General features: G+C 64.5%; 16 protein-coding genes. 1 reads left to right on the forward strand and 15 read right to left on the reverse strand.

All coding sequences use genetic code 11. From position 1 onward, the window contains the following. Positions 1 to 86: 86 nt before the first annotated feature. From QRX40_RS07540 to QRX40_RS07555, 4 genes are all read right to left on the reverse strand, one after another. Positions 87 to 4,250 (reverse strand): DNA-directed RNA polymerase subunit beta', encoded by a 4,164-nt coding sequence (locus QRX40_RS07540; protein WP_313837434.1) that lies wholly within the window; start codon positions 4,248 to 4,250, stop codon positions 87 to 89. Between the two features lie 88 nt (positions 4,251 to 4,338). Continuing rightward, positions 4,339 to 7,905, reverse strand: a complete 3,567-nt coding sequence (gene rpoB, locus QRX40_RS07545) for a DNA-directed RNA polymerase subunit beta (protein ID WP_198201057.1) — start codon at positions 7,903 to 7,905, stop codon at positions 4,339 to 4,341. A 194-nt stretch (positions 7,906 to 8,099) separates the two neighbouring features. After that, complete coding sequence (locus tag QRX40_RS07550) at positions 8,100 to 8,759, reverse strand: hypothetical protein (protein WP_313837438.1); 660 nt, start codon at positions 8,757 to 8,759, stop codon at positions 8,100 to 8,102. A gap of 30 nt (positions 8,760 to 8,789) precedes the next feature. After that, positions 8,790 to 9,782 carry an A/G-specific adenine glycosylase gene (locus QRX40_RS07555; protein WP_313837496.1) on the reverse strand — a complete coding sequence of 331 codons (993 nt, stop codon included), beginning with the start codon at positions 9,780 to 9,782 and terminating at the stop codon, positions 8,790 to 8,792. A gap of 111 nt (positions 9,783 to 9,893) precedes the next feature. Between QRX40_RS07555 and QRX40_RS07560 the strand changes: the two genes are divergently transcribed. Beyond that, positions 9,894 to 10,547, forward strand: coding sequence for a tRNA (cytidine(34)-2'-O)-methyltransferase (locus QRX40_RS07560; RefSeq protein WP_101432005.1), 654 nt, complete (start codon positions 9,894 to 9,896; stop codon positions 10,545 to 10,547). Positions 10,548 to 10,562: 15 nt separating this feature from the next. Here QRX40_RS07560 and QRX40_RS07565 read toward each other — a convergent pair whose 3' ends face one another. The 11 genes from QRX40_RS07565 to QRX40_RS08780 form a co-directional block, all read right to left on the reverse strand. After that, the gene (locus tag QRX40_RS07565; RefSeq protein ID WP_313837440.1) at positions 10,563 to 11,927 is read right to left on the reverse strand and encodes a PFL family protein; all 1,365 of its coding nucleotides are present in this window, start codon (positions 11,925 to 11,927) and stop codon (positions 10,563 to 10,565) included. 10 nt (positions 11,928 to 11,937) lie between these two features. Continuing rightward, positions 11,938 to 12,210 (reverse strand): ACT domain-containing protein, encoded by a 273-nt coding sequence (locus tag QRX40_RS07570; RefSeq protein ID WP_313837442.1) that lies wholly within the window; start codon positions 12,208 to 12,210, stop codon positions 11,938 to 11,940. Between the two features lie 114 nt (positions 12,211 to 12,324). Beyond that, complete coding sequence (gene galK, locus QRX40_RS07575; RefSeq protein ID WP_313837443.1) at positions 12,325 to 13,587, reverse strand: galactokinase; 1,263 nt, start codon at positions 13,585 to 13,587, stop codon at positions 12,325 to 12,327. Continuing rightward, positions 13,584 to 14,867: a galactose-1-phosphate uridylyltransferase gene (galT, locus tag QRX40_RS07580; RefSeq protein WP_313837444.1), complete on the reverse strand. Its 1,284-nt coding sequence runs from the start codon at positions 14,865 to 14,867 to the stop codon at positions 13,584 to 13,586. Before galT ends, galK begins: the two co-directional genes overlap by 4 nt. 82 nt (positions 14,868 to 14,949) lie before the next feature. Next, entirely contained in the window at positions 14,950 to 15,807 is an 858-nt protein-coding gene (locus QRX40_RS07585; protein ID WP_313837445.1) for a DeoR/GlpR family DNA-binding transcription regulator, read from the reverse strand. Between the two features lie 220 nt (positions 15,808 to 16,027). After that, a complete protein-coding gene (locus tag QRX40_RS07590) occupies positions 16,028 to 16,771 on the reverse strand; it encodes a polyprenol monophosphomannose synthase (protein ID WP_313837447.1) in 744 nt (247 codons plus the stop codon). A gap of 8 nt (positions 16,772 to 16,779) precedes the next feature. Further along, positions 16,780 to 18,150: an NADH:flavin oxidoreductase/NADH oxidase gene (locus tag QRX40_RS07595; protein ID WP_313837448.1), complete on the reverse strand. Its 1,371-nt coding sequence runs from the start codon at positions 18,148 to 18,150 to the stop codon at positions 16,780 to 16,782. A gap of 136 nt (positions 18,151 to 18,286) precedes the next feature. Continuing rightward, positions 18,287 to 20,554: a transglycosylase domain-containing protein gene (locus tag QRX40_RS07600; protein WP_313837450.1), complete on the reverse strand. Its 2,268-nt coding sequence runs from the start codon at positions 20,552 to 20,554 to the stop codon at positions 18,287 to 18,289. 41 nt (positions 20,555 to 20,595) lie between these two features. Beyond that, a complete protein-coding gene (locus QRX40_RS07605; protein WP_024627458.1) occupies positions 20,596 to 21,315 on the reverse strand; it encodes a Crp/Fnr family transcriptional regulator in 720 nt (239 codons plus the stop codon). A 123-nt stretch (positions 21,316 to 21,438) separates the two neighbouring features. After that, positions 21,439 to 22,650, reverse strand: coding sequence for a biotin/lipoate A/B protein ligase family protein (locus QRX40_RS07610; protein WP_313837451.1), 1,212 nt, complete (start codon positions 22,648 to 22,650; stop codon positions 21,439 to 21,441). After that, positions 22,647 to 23,636, reverse strand: a complete 990-nt coding sequence (locus tag QRX40_RS08780; protein WP_396184525.1) for an NINE protein — start codon at positions 23,634 to 23,636, stop codon at positions 22,647 to 22,649. The genes QRX40_RS07610 and QRX40_RS08780 overlap by 4 nt, the downstream gene beginning before the upstream one ends. Positions 23,637 to 23,655 lie beyond the last annotated feature (19 nt).

The raw sequence follows: 23,655 nt of genomic DNA on the forward strand, positions 1-23,655 counted from the left end.
ATCCTTTATCACATATCCGGCAGCCGAATCCGCCAGGCCGGGTCATCCGGCCCAAGCGGATCTGCGGCTACCAGTTGTTCAGACTCTCACTGGTTGGAGTGCTGATCCTCCGAGGAGGAGAAGGTGGCCGAACCAGGCTGCTGGGACGGATTCTGGGCGGAGTCACTGCCATCGGCGGCATCCGAAGATCCCGTGTTCGTGGTGGCAGCCGTCTGATCGCCGGCCTCAGCAGACGGATCCTGCACGTTGGGGGTGTCCAGATGGCTCTGGCCGCCCTGGTCGTTGAGGAAGTCGTCAGGGTTGAAGTCGTCGCCCAGCTTCAGATCCCCGAAGTCGATGTTGGAGAAGTCCACATCGTTCAGGTCGGCGTCGCTCAGATCCACGTCGCCGCCACCCAGGCCGAAGTTGGGGTAGATGGTGTCGCGGATGGCCTTGTCGGGCTCCACAGTGGCGTTGCGGTACCTGGCCAGGCCGGTGCCGGCAGGGATCAGCTTGCCGATGATCACGTTCTCCTTGAGGCCCTTGAGGTCGTCGACCTTCTGGTTCAGAGCGGCCTCGGTGAGCACGCGGGTCGTCTCCTGGAAGGAGGCGGCCGACAGCCAGGAGTCGGTGGCCAGGGAGGCCTTGGTGATGCCCATGAGCTCGGGGCGTCCAGCAGCCGGCTTGCCTCCGGCCTTGACGGCCTTCATGTTGGCAGCCTTGAACTTGGCCTGGTCAACCAGCTCGCCGGGCAGCAGGTCGGTGTCGCCCGAGTCGATGACCGTGACGCGGCGGAGCATCTGGTGGACGATGACCTCGATGTGCTTGTCGTGGATGTCCACGCCCTGGGAGCGGTAGACCGTGTGCACCTCGTTGACGATGTTCACCTGGGCGGCACGCGGGCCGAGGATGCGCAGGATCTTCTTGGGATCCACGGAGCCCTCGATCAGCTGGGTGCCGGCCTCGACGTGCTGTCCGTCCTTGACCATCATGGGCGCACGGCGGGTGACCGGGTAGGTCAGCGCCTCCACGGAGGTGTCATCGGGGGTCAGGGTCACCTGGCGGCCGCGATCAGTGTCCTCCACCTTGACGGTGCCGGGGAACTCCGCGATGGGAGCCTCGCCCTTGGGGGTACGGGCCTCGAAGAGCTCGGTGACACGGGGAAGACCCTGGGTGATGTCGGAGGCCGAAGCCACGCCGCCGGAGTGGAAGGAACGCAGCGTCAGCTGGGTGCCGGGCTCGCCGATGGACTGGGCAGCCACAATGCCCACAGCCTCGCCCACATCCACCAGCTTGTTGGTGGCCAGGGACCAGCCGTAGCACTTGGCGCACACCCCGCGGGTGGACTCGCAGGTCAGGACCGAACGGGCCTTGACCTCCTCCACGCCGTGGGCGACCATGTCGCGAAGCACGTCCATGGACAGGGCATCGCCACGCTTGTAGAGCACGGTCTTGCCGTCCTTGGGGTCGATGACGTCGGCGGCCAGGAGCCTGGAGTAGGGTCCGCCGTCGGCGGCCTTGACCAGAACCAGGTTGCCCTGCTCGTCGCGCTCGGCCACCTTCATGGTCAGACCGCGCATGGTGCCGCAGTCCTCCTCGCGCACGATCACATCCTGGGAGACGTCGACCAGACGACGGGTCAGGTAGCCCGACTCGGCGGTGCGCAGTGCGGTGTCGGCCAGACCCTTGCGGGCGCCGTGCTGGGAGATGAAGTACTCCAGCACCGACAGGCCGTCGTGATAGTTGGACTTGACGGGTCGAGGGATGATCTCGCCCTTGGGGTTGGCCACCAGGCCTCGCATGCCGGCGATCTGGCGGATCTGCATCCAGTTGCCTCGTGCCCCGGACTGGACCATGATGTTCACGTTGTTGTCCGGAGTGAAGTGTTCCTGCATGGCGTCAGCCACCTTGTCGGTGCACTCGGTCCACAGGTTGATCAGCTCCTGACGACGCTCCTCGTCGGTCAGCAGACCCATGTCGTACTGGGAGTTGACCTTGGCAGCCTGCCCCTGGTACTCGTTGACGATCTCGCTGCGCTCGGGCGGCACCACGATGTCGGAGAAGGCCATGGTCACGCCGGACCACTGGGCCCGGGTGAAGCCCAGATCCTTCAGGGCATCCAGGGTGGCCGCGACCTGGGCGGTCGAGTACCGGGTGGCGATGTCGTCCACGATGCCGGACAGCTTGCCCTTGGGCACCTGCTCGTTGATGAAGGGGTAGTCCACAGGCAGCGTCCGGTTGAACAGGACCCGCCCGTAGTTGGTGGCGAAGAGCCTGGATCCGTCCTTGAAGACTTCCTCCTTGACCACGTCGGGGCTGCCGGGCTCGGGGTCGATGACCTTGAGGTCGCCGGGCTCCCAATCCTTGGGCATGACGAAGTCGGCGGGCACCCGCAGCAGGATCTTGGCCTGCATGTCGATCTCGCCCAGGTCCAGGGCCATCCGGGCCTCGGCCAGGCTGGAGAAGATCCGGCCCTGGCCCTTGGCACCGTCAACCACAGTGGTCAGGTAGTACAGACCCAGAATCATATCCTGGGAGGGCATGGTGACCGTGTGGCCGTCGGCGGGCTTGAGGATGTTGTCGGAGGCCAGCATGAGCGAACGGGCCTCAGCCTGGGCCTCTGCCGACAGGGGCAGATGGACTGCCATCTGGTCGCCGTCGAAGTCGGCGTTGAAGGCCGCGCAGGCCAGCGGGGGCAGGTGGATGGCCTTGCCCTCGACCAGGATCGGCTCAAAGGCCTGGATGCCCAGACGGTGCAGCGTAGGCGCACGGTTGAGCAGGACGGGATGCTCGGAGATGACCTCCTCCAGCACGCCCCAGACCTCGGGGTCGCCGCGGTCGACCAGCCGCTTGGCGCTCTTCATGTTCTGCGCGTAGTTGAGGTCCACCAGCCGCTTGATGACGAAGGGCTTGAAGAGCTCCAGGGCCATGGGCTTGGGCAGGCCGCACTGGTGCATGCGCAGGGAGGGCCCGACCACGATCACGGAACGGCCCGAGTAGTCCACGCGCTTGCCCAGCAGGTTCTGACGGAAGCGGCCCTGCTTGCCCTTGAGCATGTCTGCCAGGGACTTCAGGGGGCGGTTGGAGGCCCCGGTGACGGGACGGCCACGGCGGCCGTTGTCGAAGAGGGAGTCCACAGCCTCCTGGAGCATGCGCTTCTCGTTGTTGAGCATGATCTCGGGGGCGCCCAGCTCGATCAGGCGCTTGAGCCTGTTGTTGCGGTTGATGACGCGCCGGTAGAGGTCGTTGAGGTCGGAGGTGGCGAAGCGGCCGCCGTCCAGCTGCACCATGGGGCGCAGGTCGGGCGGAATGACCGGGACGACGTCCAGGACCATGGCCTCGGGCTTGTTGCCGGTGTTCAGGAAGGCGGAGACCACCTTGAGCCGCTTCAGGGCACGGGCCTTGCGCTGGCCTGAGCCGGTGTCGATCTCGTGGCGGAGCTCCTTGGCGGCACCCTCCAGGTCGAAGTCCTGCAGGCGCTTCTTGATGGCCTCGGCGCCCATGCAGCCCTCGAAGTAGTCACCGTAGCGGTCCTGCATCTCCCGCCACAGATCCACGTCGCCCTCCATGTCGCCGGGCTTCAGGGTCTTGAAGCGGTCGAAGACGGCGGTGACCCTCTGGATCTGGTCGTCGTAGCGCTTGCGGATGGCGGTCATGTCCCGCTCGGCCCCGTTGCGCAGACGGGCCTTCATAGAGCCCTTGACCTCGTCGGTCTTCTCCAGCTCGGCCAGGTCCTCCTCCAGCTTCTTGGCGCGCTTGTCGATCTCCAGGTCGCGCTTCTTCCCCAGCTGGGTGATCTCGTTGTCGAACTCGTCCTGCAGGTCGGGCAGATCCTTGTGGCGCTTGTCCTCATCCACCTTGGTGACCATGTAGGCCGCGAAGTAGATGACCTTCTCCAGGTCCTTGGGCGCAATATCCAGCAGGTAGCCCAGCCGGGAGGGCACGCCCTTGAAGAACCAGATGTGGGTGACGGGGGCGGCCAGCTCGATGTGGCCCATACGCTCGCGGCGGACGCGGGAGCGGGTGACCTCCACGCCGCAGCGCTCGCAGACGATCCCCTTGAAGCGCACGCGCTTGTACTTGCCGCAGGCGCACTCCCAGTCGCGGGTGGGTCCGAAGATCTGCTCGCCGAACAGGCCGTCCTTCTCGGGCTTCAAGGTACGGTAGTTGATGGTCTCGGGCTTCTTGACCTCGCCATAGCTCCAGCCGCGGATGTCGTCGGCCGTGGCCAGTCCGATTCTCAGTTTGTCAAATGCATTGACGTCCAGCACTCTATGTCCTGTCTCTGATCTTGTAACTGCTCTGAAGTTTGCCTTTTAGCGGGATGCCCGCAATGCGGGCATCCCTGTGACTGGTGGTTCAGCGGTACTCCGGCTCGGGAGCTGACTGGTCGGCCTTGGCGGCGGCGTCCGGGCGGGCGCCGATGTTGAAGCCCAGATCGTCGGAGGCGGCGTTGGGGTCGTCGTCCTCGTCCTTCATCTCGATCACGTTGCCTTCGGCGTTGAGCACCTCCACGTTCAAGGAGAGCGACTGCATCTCCTTGAGCAGCACCTTGAAGGATTCGGGAATGCCGGCCGCCGGCAGGTTCTCCCCGCGCACGATGGCTCCATAGGCCCGCACACGGCCGTCCACGTCGTCGGACTTGGTGGTCATCATCTCGTGCAGGGTGTAGGCGGCACCGTAGGCCTCCAGGGCCCAGACCTCCATCTCGCCGAAGCGCTGGCCGCCGAACTGGGCCTTGCCGCCCAAGGGCTGCTGGGTGATCATGGAGTAGGGGCCGGTGGACCGGGCGTGGATCTTGTCGTCGACCAGGTGGTGGAGCTTGAGCATGTACATGTAGCCCACGGAGATCGGCTTGGTGAAGGGTTCGCCGGTGCGGCCGTCGTAGAGCACGGCCTTGCCGTCGTCGCCCACCAGGCGCTCGCCGTCACGGTTGGGCAGGGTGGTCTTGAGCAGGCCGTTCAGGGCATCCTGCCGTACGCCGTCGAAGACCGGTGTGGCCACGGCTGTGCCGGGCTCGGCCTTCTCCGCACCTGCCGGAATGTGCTTCTTCCACTCGGCCTCCAGGTTGGGATCCAGGCTGATGTCCCAGCCGGAGTGGGCGATCCACCCCAGGTGGAGCTCCAGGACCTGGCCCAGGTTCATACGCGAGGGCACGCCCAAGGGGTTGAGCATGATGTCGATGGGGGTGCCATCGGCCATGAAGGGCATATCCTCCTCGGGCAGGATCCTCGAGATGACGCCCTTGTTGCCGTGGCGGCCGGAGAGCTTGTCGCCCTGGGTGATCTTGCGGTGCTGGGCGATGTAGACCCTGATCATCCGGTTGACGCCGTTGGGCAGCTCGTCGCCATCCTCCTCGGCATCCTCGCGGGTGACCTCCTTGACCTCGATGACCGTGCCGGTCTCGCCGTGGGGCACCCTGAGGCTGGTGTCGCGCACCTCACGGCTCTTCTCGCCGAAGATGGCCCGCAGGAGCCGCTCCTCGGGGGTCAGCTCGGTCTCGCCCTTGGGGGTGACCTTGCCGACCAGGATGTCTCCGGCCTCGACCTCGGCACCGATGCGGATGATGCCGCGCTCGTCCAGGTTGGCCACTGCGTCCTCGCCCACGTTGGGCAGGTCGCGGGTGATCTCCTCGGCGCCCAGCTTGGTCTCGCGGGCGTCGGTCTCGTACTCCTCGATATGGATGGAGCTCAGGGTGTCGTCCTGGACCAGACGCTGGGAGATGATGACGGCGTCCTCGTAGTTGTAGCCGTTCCAAGGCATGAAGGCCACCAGGAGGTTCTTGCCCAGGGCCATCTCGCCCTTCTGGGTGGCGGGGCCATCGGCCAGGACCGTGCCGGCCTCGACCCGCTCCCCATCCTTGATCAGGGGAACCTGGTTGTAGCAGGTGGTCTGGTTGGACCGCTGGAACTTGGCCAGCTTGTAGGAGGACTGGGTGCCGTCGTCATTCATGACGCGGATCATGTCGGCGGAGACGTAGGTGACCACGCCCGGCTTCTCGGCCAGGATGACATCGCCCGAGTCGATGGCGGAGCGCCACTCGGAGCCGGTGCCCACCAAGGGACGCTCGGACTTGACCAGGGGGACGGCCTGACGCTGCATGTTGGTGCCCATCAGCGCTCGGTGGCCCTCGTCGTGCTCCAGGAAGGGGATCAGGGAGGCGCCCACCGAAACCATCTGCCGGGGGGAGACATCCATCAGGTCCACCTGGGAGACGGGCACATCCTTGGCCTCGGCTTCGGCGTCACGCACCAGGGCCTCGTCCTCGACGAAGTGTCCGGTCTCGTCGATCTCCTGGTTGGCCTGGGCGATGGTGTGCTCGGACTCCTGGTCGGCGGTCATGTAGACCACGTCGTCGGTCACCTGGCCATCGATGACCTTGCGGTAGGGGGTCTCGATGAAGCCGAAGGGGTTGACCCGGGCGAAGGTGGCCAGGGAGCCGATCAGACCGATGTTGGGGCCTTCAGGGGACTCGATGGGGCACATTCGTCCGTAGTGGGAGGGGTGCACATCGCGCACCTCCATGGAGGCGCGGTCGCGGGACAGGCCGCCGGGGCCCAGGGCCGAAAGACGACGCTTGTTGGTCACGCCGGCCAGCGGGTTGTTCTGATCCATGAACTGGCTCAGCTGGGAGGTTCCGAAGAACTCCTTGATGGTGGCGTTGACCGGGCGGATGTTGATCAGGGACTGCGGGGTGATGGCCTCGGCATCCTGGGTCGTCATCCTCTCGCGGACCACGCGCTCCATACGGCTCAGGCCGGTGCGCAGCTGGTTCTGGATCAGCTCGCCCACCTGGCGGATGCGGCGGTTGCCGAAGTGGTCGATGTCGTCCACGTCCACCCGCAGCTCGATGTCCTGGCCGTCGCGGCGGCCGGGGAAGGTCTGCCCGCCGGCATGCAGGGTCACCAGGTACTTCAGTGTGGCGATGATGTCCTCGGGGTGGAGGCTGCGGTCGTTGAAGTCGGTCTCAAGACCGAGCTTGCGGTTGATCTTGTAGCGGCCGACCCGGGCCAGGTCGTAGCGCTTGGTGTTGAAGTAGAAGGAGTCCAGCAGGTTGCGGCCGGCCTCGGGCGAGGCGGTGTCCGCGGGCCGGATCTTGCGGTAGAGGTCGGTCAGGGCCTCGTCCTGGGTCTCGATGGTCTCCTTCTCCAGGGCGTCCAGCACCAGCGGGTAGCCCTTGAAGGCCTTGCGGATCTGCGGCTTGGTCATGCCGATGGCCATGAGGAAGACGATGGCGGACTGCTTGCGCTTGCGGTCCACGCGCACGCCCAGCACATCGCGCTTGTCGATCTCGAACTCCAGCCAGGCGCCCCGGCTGGGGATGATCTTGGCTCCGAAGATCTCCTTGTCGGAGTTGCGGTCCTGGGTGCGGTCGAAGTAGACGCCAGGAGAGCGGACCAGCTGGGAGACGATGACGCGCTCCGAGCCGCCGATGATGAAGGTGCCGTGGGGGGTCTGCAGCGGGAAGTCGCCCATGAAGACGGTCTGCGACTTGATCTCGCCGGTGTCCCCGTTCTCGAACTCGGCATTGACATACAGAGGAGCCGAGTAGGTGTAGTCCTTCTCCTTGCACTCCTGGACCGTGTGCCTGGGCTCCTCGAAGTAAGGATCCGAGAAGGTCAGGCTCATGGTCTGAGCGAAGTTCTCGATGGGTGAGATCTCTTGGAAGACCTCATCCAGGCCCGAGACGGGGGCCACAGTATGGGTCCCGTTGACCTGGTCCTCCTCGACCCGCTTCTTCCAGCGGTCGTTGCCGACCAGCCAGTCGAAGCTGTCGGTCTGCACACCCAGGAGGTAGGGCACCTCGATGGGTTCGCGGATGGATCCGAAGTTGACACGGTCGGTGGCCTTGTGCAGTTTGATGTCGTGTTCGTCAGCGCGTGCCTGCGTAGTGGTGGTACTTCTTACAGCTTTATTGGCAGCCAAAATGGACGTTCCTTATCGCTCGCCGTACTCGATCATTCCTGTTACCCCAGGGAGATGCCGAATGGCCGCCATATGCCTATTCGCGGGCATCTCCTCGATGATGCATGCCCGCTATATGACACACCTCATGCAAAGACAAAACTATAGCAGACAAGAACCATGGATGCAATCGGCGTGTCGTCTTTGGAAAGCTGCTATTGGACCATGACCGGCACAGGCTGGGAAGCCGCCCGGGGATTGGCCTTGAGGACCAGCTTGGCCTGGTAGGAGCCGGCATTGACTCGAGGCAGCTGATCATCGGGCAGGCAGCTATCCTGGCTGCTGTCGGCATTCCAGGTGATGGTCTGCACGTCCTTGTCGCCGGTGGCCATGAGCAGGGTGCGAGCCCCAACCGGGCAGGCATCGGAACGCCAGATGGTCTCCTGGCCGCTGGTGATGATCAGCACCCGTCCGCCGTCGGAGCCGTCCACCAGACAGGAGCCCGTTCCCTTGTGGCGAATGGTCGCCGTAAAGTCGATGGATCCGCCGACCCCAGTGCTGGGATCGGGCGCGGCCAGCTCCAGAGCCAGGTCCCCCTTGCCGCAGTCAGGAGCTCCAGAAGAACGCTTTTTGCCGGAGTCCTTCTTCTGATCCTTCTTCTGCTTGTCCTTGGATTTGGTCTTTGGAGTCTGCTGCTGGGCGCTGGTCGAGGCTCCCTGGGCCCCGCTGCCTCCACGCAATGCTCTGATGCCGGCCCCCACGCCCCAGACCAGACCGGCGCAGACCAGCAGGAAGAGCACCGCCAGCAGGGCAGCCGCAATCCTCCGGCGACGGTACATCCGCCGCTTCTTCTCGCTCATGCGTCGCTTGGCCATACTTCTCCACTCTAATCGCCAGGGCGGCCTTCACTGCGGCAGACTCAGGCTGCCGTCCTGTCCGATCTCCAGAAGGCCGTCCTCGTCCAGGGAGGCGATGCACCGATCGAGTCGGATTTCGTCGTCGCACAAGGGTTTCAGATCCTTCCTGAAGACGGGCGCGCCCGAAGCCTGCCGCAGTGCCTGGAGGATGGATCCGCGAATCTGCCGGTCGGTGCCTGCGAAGCACTGCCGGGGCCTGGTCCTGCCTGAACCCAGATCGGGCAGCCCAGCCTTGAGGAAACGGCAGTGGCCGGCTAGAGGGCAGATGTCGCAGGCCGGCTTGCGGGCCACGCAAACCGTGGCGCCCAGCTCCATGACGGCCTGGTTCCATCGGGCCGAGGGCGGCTCCCGCCAGGCTGCCGACCGGACCTGCGGGTCAGCCGTCTCCAAGCGGTCGTCACCGTTCACGCGATGATCAGAAGCTTCTGGATCTTCGTCCTCAGGCAGGACCTGCCAGGCCAGCTGGCGCTCCTCTCGGCTGGCAGCACCCCCTTTGGATTCACGTCCCAGAAAGACCCTGGAGAGCACCCTGCGAATGTTGGTATCGATGACGGCGATCCTCTCGCCGTAGGCAAAGCTCATGACAGCACTGGCCGTATAGTCGCCGATGCCAGGCAGGGCCACCAGCTGGTCGTAATCCCGGGGCAGCCGGTCTGCATACTGGCCGGCCACCTGCCGCGCGCACTCCTGCAGGCGCAGGGCTCGACGCGGGTAGCCCAGACGGCCCCAGGCCGTAATGACCTCGGCCTTGGGGGCGGCGGCCAGTGAGGCCGCATCCGGCCAGACTCTCATCCAGGCCGTCCAGTAGGGCACCACCCGGCTCATCTGGGTCTGCTGGCTCATGACCTCTGAAACCAAGACCCCCCAGGGCGTGGTTCGTCCAAAGCGCCAGGGCAGGTCGCGGGCATAACGGCTCCACCAGTCGAACAGCCGCAGGCGGATGGGCTCAGTCTCCGCCAAGGCCGTTTCCGTCTTCTCCATGGTCACACCGCCCTTCGCCACTCGATCCTGCCTCATTCAACCGCCGTATTCTGCCCGACGGTGCCGACCGGCACTGCCTGGCCTGTCGTTTGGCGACGGTAGGTTGGCCTCATGAACAGGCAGGAGCAGGAGCGGTCCGGCGACCCGTCGAAAGCCGTCGAAAGCATGTATGAGTATGGATACCGCAAATCGAACTATGGTCCCGACGAGCTGGTCACCGACGCCCACGGCAACCCCATATCGGTAGTGGACGCCATGATGAAGGCCGATCAGGCCAGCCGGGTGAAGACCTCCACGCCCCACCTGTGCTACTACTCGCCGCGGATCCCCGGCAACACCGGCTCGGCCATCCGCCTGTGCGCCGTGACCGGGACCATCCTGCATCTGATAGAGCCCTTGGGCTTCAACCTCAAGGACACCAAGCTGCGCCGGGCCGGCCTGGACTACCATGACATGGCCCACGTGGTCCTGCACCCGGACTTCGACGACCTGGTCCGCTCCATGCCCGACAGCCGGATCATCGCTTTCACCGCCCACGCCGACAAGCTCTACACCGAGGTCAGCTACCGGCCGGACGACATCCTCCTGTTCGGCCCCGAACCGGGCGACATCCCCGACCCCATGGACATCATGGCCGGCCCTCATGTAGCCGAGCAGGTCAGGCTGCCCATGCGGCCCAGCCTGCGCAGCCTGAACCTGACCAACTGCGCCTCCATCGCCATCTACGAAGCCTGGCGGCAGCTGGGATTCCAAGGCGGCCGCTGAACTCCGCGAGCGCACTCAGTTCTTGAAGCTGTGAATGGGCGCCGGAATGTGTCCGCCCCGATTGACGAAGTCGGCGCAGGAACGGGTATTGACGGGCACGACCGGCCCGCCGCCCATGAGCCCGCCGAACTCGGCCCACTCGCCCACCTGCTTGCCGATGACAGGAATGACCCTGACTGCAGTGGTCTTCTGATTGATCATGCCGATAGCCGCCTCGTCGGCGATCAGACCGGAGATGGACTCGGCAGCAGTGTCCCCAGGGATGGGGATCATATCCAGCCCCACCGAACAGACGCAGGTCATGGCCTCAAGCTTCTCCAGGGTCAGGCTCCCCTCTTGCGCAGCCTGGATCATGGCGGCGTCCTCGGACACGGGGATGAAGGCCCCGGACAGCCCGCCCACCGAGCTGGAAGCCATGATGCCGCCCTTCTTGACCTGATCGTTGAGGATGGCCAGGGCCGCAGTGGTCCCGGGGGCGCCCACCTGCTCCAGGCCCATGGTCTGCAGGACCTCCCCCACTGAGTCTCCGACAGCCGGGGTGGGCGCCAGGGACAGGTCGATGATGCCGAAGGGCACCTCCAGGCGACGGCTGGCCTCCTGGGCCACCAGCTGACCCACCCGGGTGATCTTGAAGGCCGTCCGCTTGATGGTCTCGCACAGCTGCCCGAAGTCCGCTCCCTTGGCCGATTCCAAGGCGGTCTTGACCACGCCGGGTCCGGAGACCCCCACGTTGATGACGGCCGACCCCTGGCTGACCCCATGGAAACCACCGGCCATGAAGGGGTTGTCGTCCGGAGCATTGCAGAAGACCACCAGCTTGGTGCAGCCAGAGCTGTCCGAGTCGGCGGTGCTCTCAGCAGTGGCCTTGACGACCCGTCCCATGAGGGCGACGGCATCCATATCGATGCCCGTTCTGGTGGAGCCCACGTTGACGCTGGCGCAGACGCGTTCAGTCTGGCTCAGCGCCCTGGGCAGGGACTTGATCAGCAGCCGCTCGGCCGGGGTCATGCCCTTGCCTACCAGGGCCGAGTAGCCGCCGATCAGGTTGACCCCGACCTCCTGGGCCGAGCGGTCCAGGGCCTTGGCCACGGCCACATAGTCCTCCACGCTGTGGCAGGCTCCGGCGGCCACTAGGGAGATGGGGGTGACGGTGATGCGCTTGTTGACGATGGGAATGCCGTACTCACGGGCGATGGCATCGCCTGTGGACACCAGGTCGCCTGCCAGGGAGACGATCCGGCGATGAATGTTCCGGCAGAGCATGTCCACATCCTGGCTGGCGCAGTCCAGCAGGCTGATGCCCATGGTGATGGTGCGCACGTCCAGGCGCTCCCGGTCGATCATGTCGTTGGTCTCGAGGACCTCGTCGCGTGTGATCATGGCCGCCTCCTCAGACCCGATGCATCCTGGTGAAGATCTCCTCGCGCTGGCAGCGGATGGAGACTCCGATGTCCTCACCCAAGGATTCCATCCGATGGCTGAGCGCGTCGAAATCATCCCGGCAGGAGGTGCAGTCCACGATCATCATCATGGTGAAGAAGCCGTCCAATATAGTCTGCGAAATGTCCAGCACATTGATACCCTGCTGGGAGAGGTCTGTGCAGACCCTGCCGATGATGCCGATGGCATCCTTGCCCACCACTGTGATGATCGCCTTGTCCATGGCCGTCCTCCTCATCCACCTCGCCCTTGACTGGACCCCTGAAAACCGGGACCCCGCTCCCCCAGCTTAGAGGAGCGCCGGGAGAAGCGGGGTCGCAAAGGTCTGCAGTCCGATTCAGGCTTCGCGCACGGCCGCCGATGAGGGCAGGGCGATCAGGGCTCTGGGGGACTTGAATCCCTTGGAGGCGAATCGTTCGGCGACGTCGCGGGCAAGATCGGAGCCCTTGCCGGCGTCAGCCAGAGCGATGATCGATCCCCCGAACCCGCCGCCGGTCATCCGGGCCCCATAGGCCCCGCCCTGGCGTGCTGCGTCAACGGCCTCATCCAGCTCCGGGCAGGTGACCTCGTAGTCATCCCTCAGGGAGTCATGGGAGGCGTTGAACAGGCGGCCGGCCAGGACGTAATCGCCCCTGCCGAAGGCCTCGATAAAGCGGTCCACCCGTCCTATCTCGCTGACCACGTGGCGTACCCGCCGACGCATGGTCTCATCGGGCAGCTGCTCCAGCAGGGCAGCCAGGGCGGATGGGGGATCAGCAGCGCCGTTGACCTGGTCTGCCGCCTGGCGCAGGTTGGTCACTCCCAGCAGATGCGCAGCCTGCTCACAGGTGGCCCGTCGCTGATCGTATTGGCCGTCGTTGAGCTGGTGCTGGGCCCTGGTGTCGACGACCAGCAGCTCTAGCCCCGCAGCCTCCAGGTCGAAGGGGACCTGGCGCACATTGCTCATGGCATCCAGTTCTGGCCGGCAGTCCAGCCGCAGGGCGCAACCGGATCGACACCGCATGGAGGCGCTCTGATCCATGCCGCCGGTGGAGGCTCCGGCCATATCGTTCTCCGACACAATGGCAGCCTGGACCAGCCTGACCCGGCCAGCCTCGTCGCCGCCCAGTCCCAGATCGAACAGGTCATCCAGGGCCAGTGCCACGGCACAGGTCATGGCCGCCGAGGAGCTCAACCCTGACCCCACGGGCACACAGGAGGCCAGCGCCAGGTCGAAGCCTTGGACCTGAGTGAAGCCATCCCGCTGCAGGGCCCAGGCCACGCCGACCGGATAAGCCGCCCATCCGCTCACCCCTCGAGCCTGAAGCCCATCCAGATCAGCCTGGACCGGATGCTCAGGATCCATGGTGGAGACCAGGCGAACCCGGCTGTCCGTCCTGGGGCTGGCGGCCACATATGTACGGTGAGGCAGGGCGATGGGCAGGCAGAGTCCAGCGTTGTAATCCGTGTGCTCGCCAATCAGGTTGACCCGGCCAGGCGCGCTCCAGACGCCCTGGGGATCCCCGCCATAGACCTTGTGAAAGAGCTCTCGGGCCCTGGTGGCCCCTTGGCCGTCGGCGCCCTGGGTCCAGGCCTGCATGAATTCCACTGTCGTCGTCATTGATTCTCTCCATTCTCCAGGTCCATGGGCCCCAATTGGCGGAAGCGGTCGGCGATCCGCTCCGGGGTGGTGTCCGACACCCAGGCAGCCATGCCTGACTCGGACCCGGCAAGATACTTGATTTTGTCCACGGCCCGACGGAAGGAGAAGAACTGCAGGTTGAGTCTGTAGTCCTCCCGACGCGGATCGTGCAGCGGGGCCTGGTGCCAGGCAGCGATGTAGGGCAGATCCATCCCCTTGCCGTCGCCCTTGTCGAAGAAGGCATTGCCCCGCTTGAGCAGTGTCGAATACATGACGGCCAGGTCCCAGCGCTCCTGGTCGTTGAGCTGGTCCAGGCTCAGGATCCCGTCGCGGACGGGTGCCACGTGGACCTCCATGGGCCAGCGGGCGGCGGCGGGCACATAGGCCACCCAAGTGGCGTTGCGGAAGACCACCCGCCGGCCGGAGTCCAGCTCGGCCTTGAGGATGTCCGCCAGGAGGTTGCCGCCGGTGCGCTCCCGGTAGTCGGCGCACTGCCTCAACTCCTGCTCCAGCCGGGGGGCGATGAAGGGGTAGCAGTAGATCTGTCCGTGGGGGTGGGCCAGGGAGACGCCGATCTCCTGGCCGTGGTTCTCGAAGGGGAAGATCTGTTCGATGCCCTCCATGGCCGAGATCTCAGCAGTCCGAAAGGCCCAGGCCTCCACCACCGTCCGCAGACGGGAGACCGGCAGATCGGCGGGGAGCGCATGTTCGTCAGGGTCGAAGCAGACCACCTCGCAGCGCCCGTTGGCCTCGCGCACCGGCCAGAGGGGGTTGCCGTCCACCAGGGAGGGCTGGCTGGCCGCCTGCGTACTGGGCACCTGCATCATGGAGGGGAAACGGTTCTCGAAGACCGCCACGTTGTAGTCCACATCGGGGATCTCCCCATCCTGGTAGGGGTCTCCAGGCTTTCTGGCGGCCAGGGGGTTGCCCTTGGCGGTGGCCTGTGGGCCGGCGGTGATGGGCCGGTTCATCCGGGCCGTGGCCATGGGGATCCAGTCTCCGGTCAAAGGATCCCGGCGCATCTGCGGCGGCTGGAAGGGCACCGTCCTGCCCTCCTGATCCTGATGGGGGGCGAACCGGTCGGTCAGTGGACGGGGATCGTCCAGACGCCTGGTCCTGCGGCCGGAGACGTACTCGGGATCGTCGTCCAGGTAGAAGAACCGTCGCCCGTCGGCCAGCCTGGTGGGGGTGATGCGGATATGCCCCCTGGCGTAGTCGCCGGGAACATACCGTTGGGGGACATACTGCTCTGACTTCATGCTGCTCCTTCATCGTCCGTGATGATTGACAATCCATGGCAACCAGCTATGGCAACCCGCACACCCCTGTGCGACCTACCGCTCATTGAACCCGGTCCCCAGACCCGTCGGAGGCTCCGTCCTGAGCCTGGCCTTCCTCGGGGTTGACCGGCACCAGCACCAGCCGTTTGACCAGGGAGCGGGTGGCCTCGGCCGACTCCTGGTCCAGCTGGTCGTCGGTGATGACGGTGTCCACCTGGTCGAAGGAGGCGAACAGGGACAGGGAGGTGCAGCTCCACTTGGTGTGATCGGTCAGGATGATGGTCCGGTCGGCGATGTCCATGAGCGCCATATCGGTGGCCGCCTCCAGGGAGTTGGGCATCAGGAAGCCGCGGGGTATGGAAACCGAGTGAGTCCCCAGAAAGACCGTGTTGACCCGCAGGGAGGCGATGACCTTGTCCGCGATGGGGCCTACCAGGGAGTTGGACCGGGTGATGACGCCGCCGGTGACGATGACCTCGACATCCTTGCTCTCCATGGCCTGAACCAGTTCGGCCACGGGGATGGAATTGGTCAGCAGGGTCACGCCGGCGCACTGACGGCTCTCCAGGAGGTGCTGGGCGAAGACATAGGCCGTGGTCCCGCCGCCGATGGCGATGACATCGCCCGGGGAGACATAGTCGATGGCATGACGGGCGATGGTGTCCTTGAGGCCCATGTCCATCTGCGACTTGACCGAGAATAGCGGCTCAGCCAGAAGCGAGCTGGTGGTGACGGCCCCTCCGTGGACCCTCTTGAGCAGGCCCTTGTCTGCAAGATCGGCAATGTCCCGACGGATGGTCATGGCGGAGACGCCCAGCTCCTTGGAGAGGGCGGTGATACGGACTGCGCCACGAGTACGCAACCGGTTCAATATCAGGTGTTGGCGTTGTGACGATATCATTCGAACATTATCGCACACATTCGCCCAAATTGGCAAGCCGGCCATTGGACTGCGGTCGCCGTCCAAAAGCAGGGGGCGAAAAATCGACATTTCTTCGATGCCTGGACCATTCTCCCATATGCCAGAGGCCTGCCGCGGCTATTGCAGCAATCTGTCAACCAAGGCACATTCTGTCTTCAAGACGCCAACAAGGGTCTGCAGGGTCGCTTAAGAAAGCGAACACGATTGTGATTCAATGTCAGTTTCTATGGGTCAACCGTTCAAGTCCCCACAGGGTCACCTGGACCATGGCCTCCAGAACAATCCCGGCATCCATCTTCGAACTGCCACGGACCCGCTCCACGAAGACAATAGGCACTTCTACGACGCTCAGGCCCATGGCCTGGACTCGGCGCAGCATATCCACCTGAAAGACGTAGCCGCTGGAGCGGACCCTTCGCAGGTCGATCCGCCTCAACACGTCCGCTCGATAGACCCGCAGGCCGGCGGTCATGTCCCGCACTGAGGATCCCAGGGCGGTGCGGGCATACCAGGATCCCACACGCGAGATCAGGTCCCGATACCAGGGCCAATGTTGAGTGCGGCCTCCGCGCACCCGGCGCGAGCCGATGACCAGACCCGGATGCGCCTTGTCTCGGGCCACCGCCAGCATCCTGGCCAGATCCTGGGGCCGATGGGAGCCATCCATGTCCATCTCGCAGATCAGGTCATAGCCATGCCCCAAAGACCAGCGAAAACCCTGCACGTAGGCTGGGCCCAACCCGCGGCGGTCATGCCGATGGATGACGTGCACGCGAGGGTCGCGCTTGGCCATATCCTCGGCCTTGGCGCCGGTGCCGTCCGGCGAGTTGTCGTCGACGACCAGGACATCGACCTCGGGACAGCAGGCCAAGAGCTGCGGAAGGATCACCCCGATATTGTCGGCTTCCTGATAGGTGGGCATGACCACAATGGTCCCTGCTCCGCCACGAACAGCGTCCATGGCCGCTCTCAGCGTGCGATGCCGTAGGCCCCGCGCCGGTAAGGCTCAGGGTAGGGGGCCTGCTGAGCGGACAGCCCCAGTTTGTAGGCGGCCCTGAGCGGCCAGTAGGGGTCGCGCAGGCTGGCTCGACCGATCTCGACCGCATCGGCCAGACCCTTGCGTACGATCCGGTCAGCCTGCCTGGGCTTGGTGATCAGCCCCACCGCTGTGGTGGGAATCAGCACCTGGCTGCGCACCTGGTAGGAGAAGGGCACCTGGTAGTTGGGAGCGGCCGGGATCTTCACGCCTGGCACCAGCCCCCCGGTGGAAACGTCAATCAGGTCCACCCCGTGCAGCTTGAGCACCTTGGCAGTGCGGATGGTCTCGTCCAGACCCCAACCGCCAGTGGCCCAGTCGGTGGCGGACATGCGCACCAGCAGGGGCATGCCCGAGGGAATGACCTCGCGCACGGCATCGGTCACCTGGATCAGCAGGCGCATTCTGCCGGACAGGTCACCCCCGTACTCGTCGCTGCGGCGGTTGATCAGGGGATCCAGGAATTGGGAGAGCAGGTAGCCGTGGGCGGCATGCAGCTCCACGCCCAGGAAGCCGGCTTGAACGGCCCGCACGGCAGCGGAACGGAAGTCAGCCACAATGGAGGCTATCTGCGCCCGTGAGAGCTGGACCGGAACCGCCATCCTCCCGAAGGCGATGGGGCTGGGGCCCACGGGTTGCCAGCCTCCTTCGGCCACGGGCACGGTGGCGTTGATATAGCCCATGGAGGAGCACCCGGAGGAGCCCTTGCGCCCCGAATGGTTGAGCTGGACGATGGGGACGGCTCCAGCGGCCTTGACATCCCGGACGATGCCCTGCCAGGCCCTGGTCTGCTCGTCATCCCACAACCCCACGTCGCAGGGAGAGATCCGCCCCTGGGGGTTTACGGCCGTGGCCTCCCCGATGACGACTCCGAAGCCGCCCAGGGCCCTGGACACATAGTGCTGATAGTGGAAGTTGGTAGGAACCCCGTCATGCCGCAGGGACGAATAAGTGTCCATGGGCGGCATCCAGATCCTATTGCGGATGTGCTGGTCGCGCAGTTCCATGGGCTGGAAGAGCGCAGGCAGGGCCTTCTCCTGTCTTCTTCCCGATTTTGGTTTCCTGGCCTTGTTGACTCTTTTCGCCTTCTTGGCCTTCTTGTCCTTTTTGGAAGATTTGATCCCCTTGGCAGCCTTGCCAGTCTTCTTCTTGCCGTCGGCGGCATCCGACTCAAAGGACCAGATCGGTTTGGACACATCCAACCTGCCAGAGCCGCTCACCGGCCCCGGCATGGCCTGATCCTCGTTAACCCGGCCGTCGGCCCGAGGGGCCTTGTCATCCAGCTCTGAATATTCCTGGACCATCTGTTCCTGCCTCTCCCGGCGGACGGCCGTACCCCTCGTGGTTCCGCCCGTCTACGAATCCCTGATGGTCTCCATTGTAAGCACAGCCTCGCTCGGATCCCAGCCGGGATTCGACAAGCAGTCATCCAGCCAGGTACTAGTCGGCCGCGGGCACTGTTTGAGCCTCTTCCGAGGTCAACTCCCCGATCTCCGGCTCCTGCGCTTCTACGCCACGGGTCATCTGACGCTGCTGCATCGGAGCCGGCTGCTGAGGCTGAGGCTGGACCCCGCCAGTGAAGCGTGCATCGGGGTTGCCGTAGGAGTTGTCCGGTTGAATGTTAGCAGCGGCCAGGTAGGTGTTCATGAACTCCTTCCATGCCGGGGTGGCGATGTACATGCCGTACCAAGTGCCCATGGACCGTCCGTTGATGGACTTGCCGTTGAAGGAGACCTGGCCCTCGGCATTGCCCACAGTGACGAAGGAGGCCACCTGGGGCACGAATCCGCCGGTCAGCATGTACTTGTCCTCATGGGTACCCGTCTTGGCGAAGGTCTTGCGACCCCCGTCCAGCTGGGTCACGGCCGCCTCGCCTCCGGGCTGGACCACGCCCTGGTTGAGGGCATAGGCGGTGGTCTCGGCGATGCCCGGGTCGATGGCCTGATGGCAGTTGGCCTTGGGCACCTTGATGGAACGCTTGTTCTTATCGATCACCTTGGTCATGGCAATAGGGCTGCAGGCCACGCCCTTGGCGGCGATGGTGGCGTAGACGTTGGCCATGGTCAGCGGTGAGGCCTGGACCGATCCGATGGTCATAGGCGGCTGAAAGCTGTTGTCTGAGTGGATGTCCATCTGGTCCTTGGGCGAATTGTGGTAGCCCATGTCCTTGGCTGTATCCGCTATGCTGCACAGACCAATCTGCTGGGCCATGGAGGCCTGGGTGGTGTTGTGCGAGCGGATCAGGCCCTGCAGGGGGCTCTCCGGCGAAGTGGTGCCGCCGCCCGAGTTCTCAACATGCCAGCTGCCAGTGCCGAATCCATAGGGGGTACCGTCAGCCGTCTTGCAGGCGAAGGCGGCCTGCGGATAGCTGGTGGAGGTGCGCAGGGGCTGATTGATGGACTTGCCGGCCTTCATCCAGGCCACCAGATTGATGGGTTTCCAGGTGGAGCCCACGGGGAAGCCCCAGCCGCCGCCGTCCTGCTGGTCCACTGCATAGTTGATGGCCGTGCGGGTGCCGCCGCCGGAGTTCTGGGTGGCGTCGTAAATGCGGTTGATGCCGAAGCCCAAGACCTCGCCGGTGCCCGGGCGAATGGCCGCCATGGTGACTTCGAAGCCGGACGGATCATCCACGGGGATGGTGTCCCGGGCCGCCTTCATGGCTGCGGCGTTGGCGTTGACGTCCATGGTGGTGTAGATGTCCAGGCCGCCCTCCTTGAGGAGTTTGTTGCGATCCTCCTGGCTCTTGCCGAACTCCTTGGAGTTGAGGATCTGCTTGGTCACGTAGTCACAGAAGAAGGCCGCGTCCCCGGCCGCCTGGCAGCCGGCGTCCGCAGACTGCACATGCAGCATCTGATCCAGCGGCTTGGCCTTGTTCTCCTCATACTGGCGCTGGCTGATGTAGTTCTCCTGCCTCATCAGATCCAGGACGATGTTCCGCTGCTCCTGAGCGGCCTTGATATTGACGGTGGGGTCGAAGCGTGCGGGATTCTTGGTCACGGCGGCGATGGTGGCCGACTCGCCCGGATCCAGATCCTTGGCCGACTTGCTGAAGTAGCGCCTGGCTGCCGACTCAACCCCGTAGACATTGGTGCCGAACTGGGCGATATTCAAGTACCCTTGAAGAATCTCGGCCTTGGAGTACTTCTTCTCCATCTGCACCGCGATCAGCATCTCCCGCATCTTGCGGGCTATGGTCTCCTCCTGGGCGTGGTACTCGGCGATGGGGTCGTTGTTTTCCTCGGCCTGGTTCATGAGCACGTTCTTGACGTACTGCTGAGTCAGGGAGGAACCGCCCTGGGTGTCGCCCTGCTTGATGTAGGTCTGGATGAAGGCCCTGAGCACGCCCTGAGTATCCACGCCTGCATGTTCGAAGAAACGACGATCCTCACGGGCCACCACGGCCTTCTGCATGTAGTCGGAGACGTCCTTGATGGGCACCACGATCCGGTTTTGCGCATAGAAGGTGGCGATGACGGTATGCCCGTCGGAGGCGTAGAGGCGGGACTGCTGGGGCAGATCGTTGACGTTGAAGTCGATGTTCTCCGTCTTCAGGGCGGGCATCAGATTCCTGGAGACGGCGTTGATGCCGAAGACTGCGGGGAACAGGAAACCAGAGACGACCACGCCACCTGCGACGCAGAAGATGAGGTAAGCCAGCAGCAGCGTGAAGAAGCGCCTGACCGACATGGATTTCTTTTGTTCGGGCATGGTCTCCATCCTAGGCCGTTGGCTCTACCTGGCAGCGGCGTTCACATGCGTGAGCGTCGAATCAAAGGTCCGGGCTGGAAAATGATGATGGTGCGGCCCTTGCGAGAGATCCATCCCCGGTTGGAGAAGTCCATCAGGGCCTTGTTGACGGTCTCCCGTGAGGCTCCGACCAGCTGGGCCAGCTCCTCCTGGGTCAGATCGTAGGGGACCATCAGCCCCTGCTCGAAGGGCTCGCCGAAGCGTGTGGCCAGATCCAGCAGGGTCTTGGCCAGACGGGCCGGCACGTCCAGGAAGACCAGGTCGGAGATGCGCTCGTTGTCGGTCCGCAGGCGGTGGGCCAGCACCTGAAGCATGTCCACAGCCACCTTGGGATGCTGGTTGAGCCAATCGAAGAGGGCATCGTGATCCAGGGCAGCCACCTTGGTCTTGTTGACCATGACCACAGCCGAGGCGGTGCGCGGCCCGCCGGAGGGGTCAAAGACGGGAATCTCGCCCAGGATCTCCCCGCGCCCATGGATGCTGAGCAGCTGGATGCGGCGGTCGGGCGACTGGCGGACCAGCTTGACCCTGCCCTCCTCCAGCAGATACATCCGGTGGTCGGTGTCCCCCTGTCGGAAGACCGTGGACCCCTTGGCATAAGTGGACTCGTGCATGGTGTCCAAAAGCTGGTCGGCGTCCTGCCTGGGCACCTGTTTGAATAGGGCGGTCTGCCTGAGGGCGTTCCCGTCATCGGGAATCTCGTTGGGCTTGTGAACCGCCATACTCTGCACTCCTTTTCGCCATGTCTGGCGGGTCTGCACCGACTCACGCATGGTTGATGACCTCACGCCGGGTTCGACGCGACTGAGCACGATTATACCCATACACATCAACCCCCTTGCCGGTCAGGCGATCTGGGCGGTCCACTCCCCACGGCCGTAGCGCTGCTGGGCCAGAGTGCGGGCCCGTTGCTCGACCTCGGGCGCAGGACTCGATATGCGTAGATCCGACACCAGGGAGGGCACGGTTTCCAGAAGGGCATCGATCAGGGATCGGCGGGACAGCCTGGTCTGCCTGTCGATGGGATCCACCCGGCTTCTGACCGAGGTCACGGCCTTGTCGTGGAATTTCGCCGGATCCACCTTGAGCACCTGGGCCATCAGATCGGCATCCACTGAATAGGAAAGGGTGGTGTGGTGGAGCAGTCCGCCCGGTCCGCGGGAGCCTGCTGGCAGCCTGCGCTGGGCGGCGCCCCCCATCTTGCCCCGCGGGGAGGCGATGTCATTCATGCCCTGCCATCCGGCCTGAATCCCCTGCATGCGCAGACCGCGAACCAGCCAGTAGTCGCAGATCCGGTAGGAGTCGATCAGATCGGTCCCCTTGACGAAGTCCAGGGGCAGATAGAGCGAATAGGTGATGGCCCGGTCGGGCTGAATGACCATGGTGCCACCGCCGGTGCATCGGCGAACCAAGGTGAAGCCCAGACTGCGCGCCCGCTCCGCGTGGACCTCCTGGCTCAGGGACTGGAAGCGCCCAAGGATCACCGCCGGCGCCGACCAATCCCAAATGCGCAGGGTGGGCAGCAGCTGGCCCTGGGCTACGGCATCATTGAGAGCCTGATCCATGGCCATCTGCATGACCGGCTCCCGTGGGCGGTCCCTGATCAGATTCAGCTTCAGGCCAGACCAACGGCGGCGGCATTCGACCTCGTCCGGCTGCGGCTGTTGAAAAAACGCCTGGTCGTGCTCTTCATGCCTGTGGATGACCAGCCCAGCCGGCAGGGCGCGCTCCAGTGCGGTCACCAGGGTCCATGGGGACACGCCGACTACCCGTTGACCATCCCCCTCTGCCATGACCTTGTCCAGCCTCTTCAGAGCCAGACCAGGATCCAAGGGCAGCGGGATGCCGCAAATTGCGGATTCCAGCCGGGATACCGGACTGCGATCCTCCTCGTATTCACGGGAGGCTGCCGGGGCCGGCTCCGTAAAGAAGTCGCCGTCAATCCTGCAGGAAGCAATGACTGGACGGGAGTCTGGCCCCTGGCCCAAGGTCAGGGTTACGGCCGCAAGCTTACCGCCCATCTGCTTGCCGACGCCGCGCAGAAGGGCCGGATTCAATCCGTCAACTCCCACCCGCGAGCGTCACGATGCCAGAAGGAGCCGGATGAGGACGTCAGAATCAGGATGCCTTCGATCAGCCCCCAAATCATGGCGATGGTCGGCCCGATGAAGAAGAAGAGGAAGCCGATCAGGGTGAGCATGAGCTGAGCCACACCCCGGCCGGTTCTGCCCAGGTAGAAGTTGCCCACGCCGAAGCAGCCCAGAAAGATGCTGAGCAGTCCGGCAGCCAGCTTGCTGTGCGGAGTGGGTGATATTGGATAGGGACTCCTGCCGCTGGGCATAGCTCCGGGATACCCGCCCTGGGGCATGCCCGGGTAGGGCCAAGGCATAGGAGCCTGCGGCGGATACTGCCCGCCAGGATACTGATTGCCTGGATACTGTCCTGTTGGGTATCGATTGCCCGGGTACCCGCTCGGTGGGTACTGGCCAGACGGGTACTGACCGGGATAGCCCGGTCCCGGTTGATAGGGACTTGGAGGATTCTGGCCCCCAGGATACTGGCCACCGGAATACTGCCCAGCAGGATACTGCTGACCGGTCGGATACTGCTGACCGGCTGGATACCCGGCCGTCGGATACTGACCGGGCCGATAGGGCCCTGCCTGATACGCCCCAGGATATTGTTCGCCCTCCTGAGGGGCAAACGGGTATCCGGCATTGCCCCTCTGACCTGTCGGATACCCACCATGGGGATACTGACTCGTGGGATACTGGCCGGAGGAATACTGACCGGTCTGATACGGATTCTGATTCCCCGCGCCAAAATCAGGGCCAGCTGGATAGCCCGAAGCCTGCTGCTGCCCGTCAACTGCATCTGGACCTGACTGGCCCGTCTGGGCTGCTCTGGCATCGGTGTCTCCCCCGGCAGGTTCCTGATGCTCGGGCGGAACCTGCGGGAACGGGGAGGGACCGAAGCCGGGATTCCCTGTCGGCATATCGCTGGACTGCCGGTCGTCCGGCTGGGGGGCATCATCCATAGTCATGCCCTCCAGTCTAGCCGCC

The sequence above is a fragment of the Bifidobacterium sp. H6bp9 genome, assembly GCF_032193695.1.
GTDB lineage: Bacteria > Actinomycetota > Actinomycetes > Actinomycetales > Bifidobacteriaceae > Bombiscardovia > Bombiscardovia kimbladii.

Coding starts and splice junctions, on each gene's coding strand:
- galK (WP_313837443.1), bottom strand. CDS start 13,587: ATGACGACGACAGTGGAATTCATGCAGGCCTGGACCCAGGGCGCCGAC.
- galT (WP_313837444.1), bottom strand. CDS start 14,867: ATGAAGTCAGAGCAGTATGTCCCCCAACGGTATGTTCCCGGCGACTAC.
- QRX40_RS07565 (WP_313837440.1), bottom strand. CDS start 11,927: ATGATCACACGCGACGAGGTCCTCGAGACCAACGACATGATCGACCGG.
- QRX40_RS07590 (WP_313837447.1), bottom strand. CDS start 16,771: ATGGACGCTGTTCGTGGCGGAGCAGGGACCATTGTGGTCATGCCCACC.
- QRX40_RS07570 (WP_313837442.1), bottom strand. CDS start 12,210: ATGGACAAGGCGATCATCACAGTGGTGGGCAAGGATGCCATCGGCATC.
- QRX40_RS07555 (WP_313837496.1), bottom strand. CDS start 9,782: ATGGAGAAGACGGAAACGGCCTTGGCGGAGACTGAGCCCATCCGCCTG.
- QRX40_RS07550 (WP_313837438.1), bottom strand. CDS start 8,759: ATGGCCAAGCGACGCATGAGCGAGAAGAAGCGGCGGATGTACCGTCGC.
- QRX40_RS07595 (WP_313837448.1), bottom strand. CDS start 18,150: ATGGTCCAGGAATATTCAGAGCTGGATGACAAGGCCCCTCGGGCCGAC.
- QRX40_RS08780 (WP_396184525.1), bottom strand. CDS start 23,636: ATGACTATGGATGATGCCCCCCAGCCGGACGACCGGCAGTCCAGCGAT.
- QRX40_RS07605 (WP_024627458.1), bottom strand. CDS start 21,315: ATGGCGGTTCACAAGCCCAACGAGATTCCCGATGACGGGAACGCCCTC.
- QRX40_RS07560 (WP_101432005.1), top strand. CDS start 9,894: ATGAACAGGCAGGAGCAGGAGCGGTCCGGCGACCCGTCGAAAGCCGTC.
- QRX40_RS07600 (WP_313837450.1), bottom strand. CDS start 20,554: ATGCCCGAACAAAAGAAATCCATGTCGGTCAGGCGCTTCTTCACGCTG.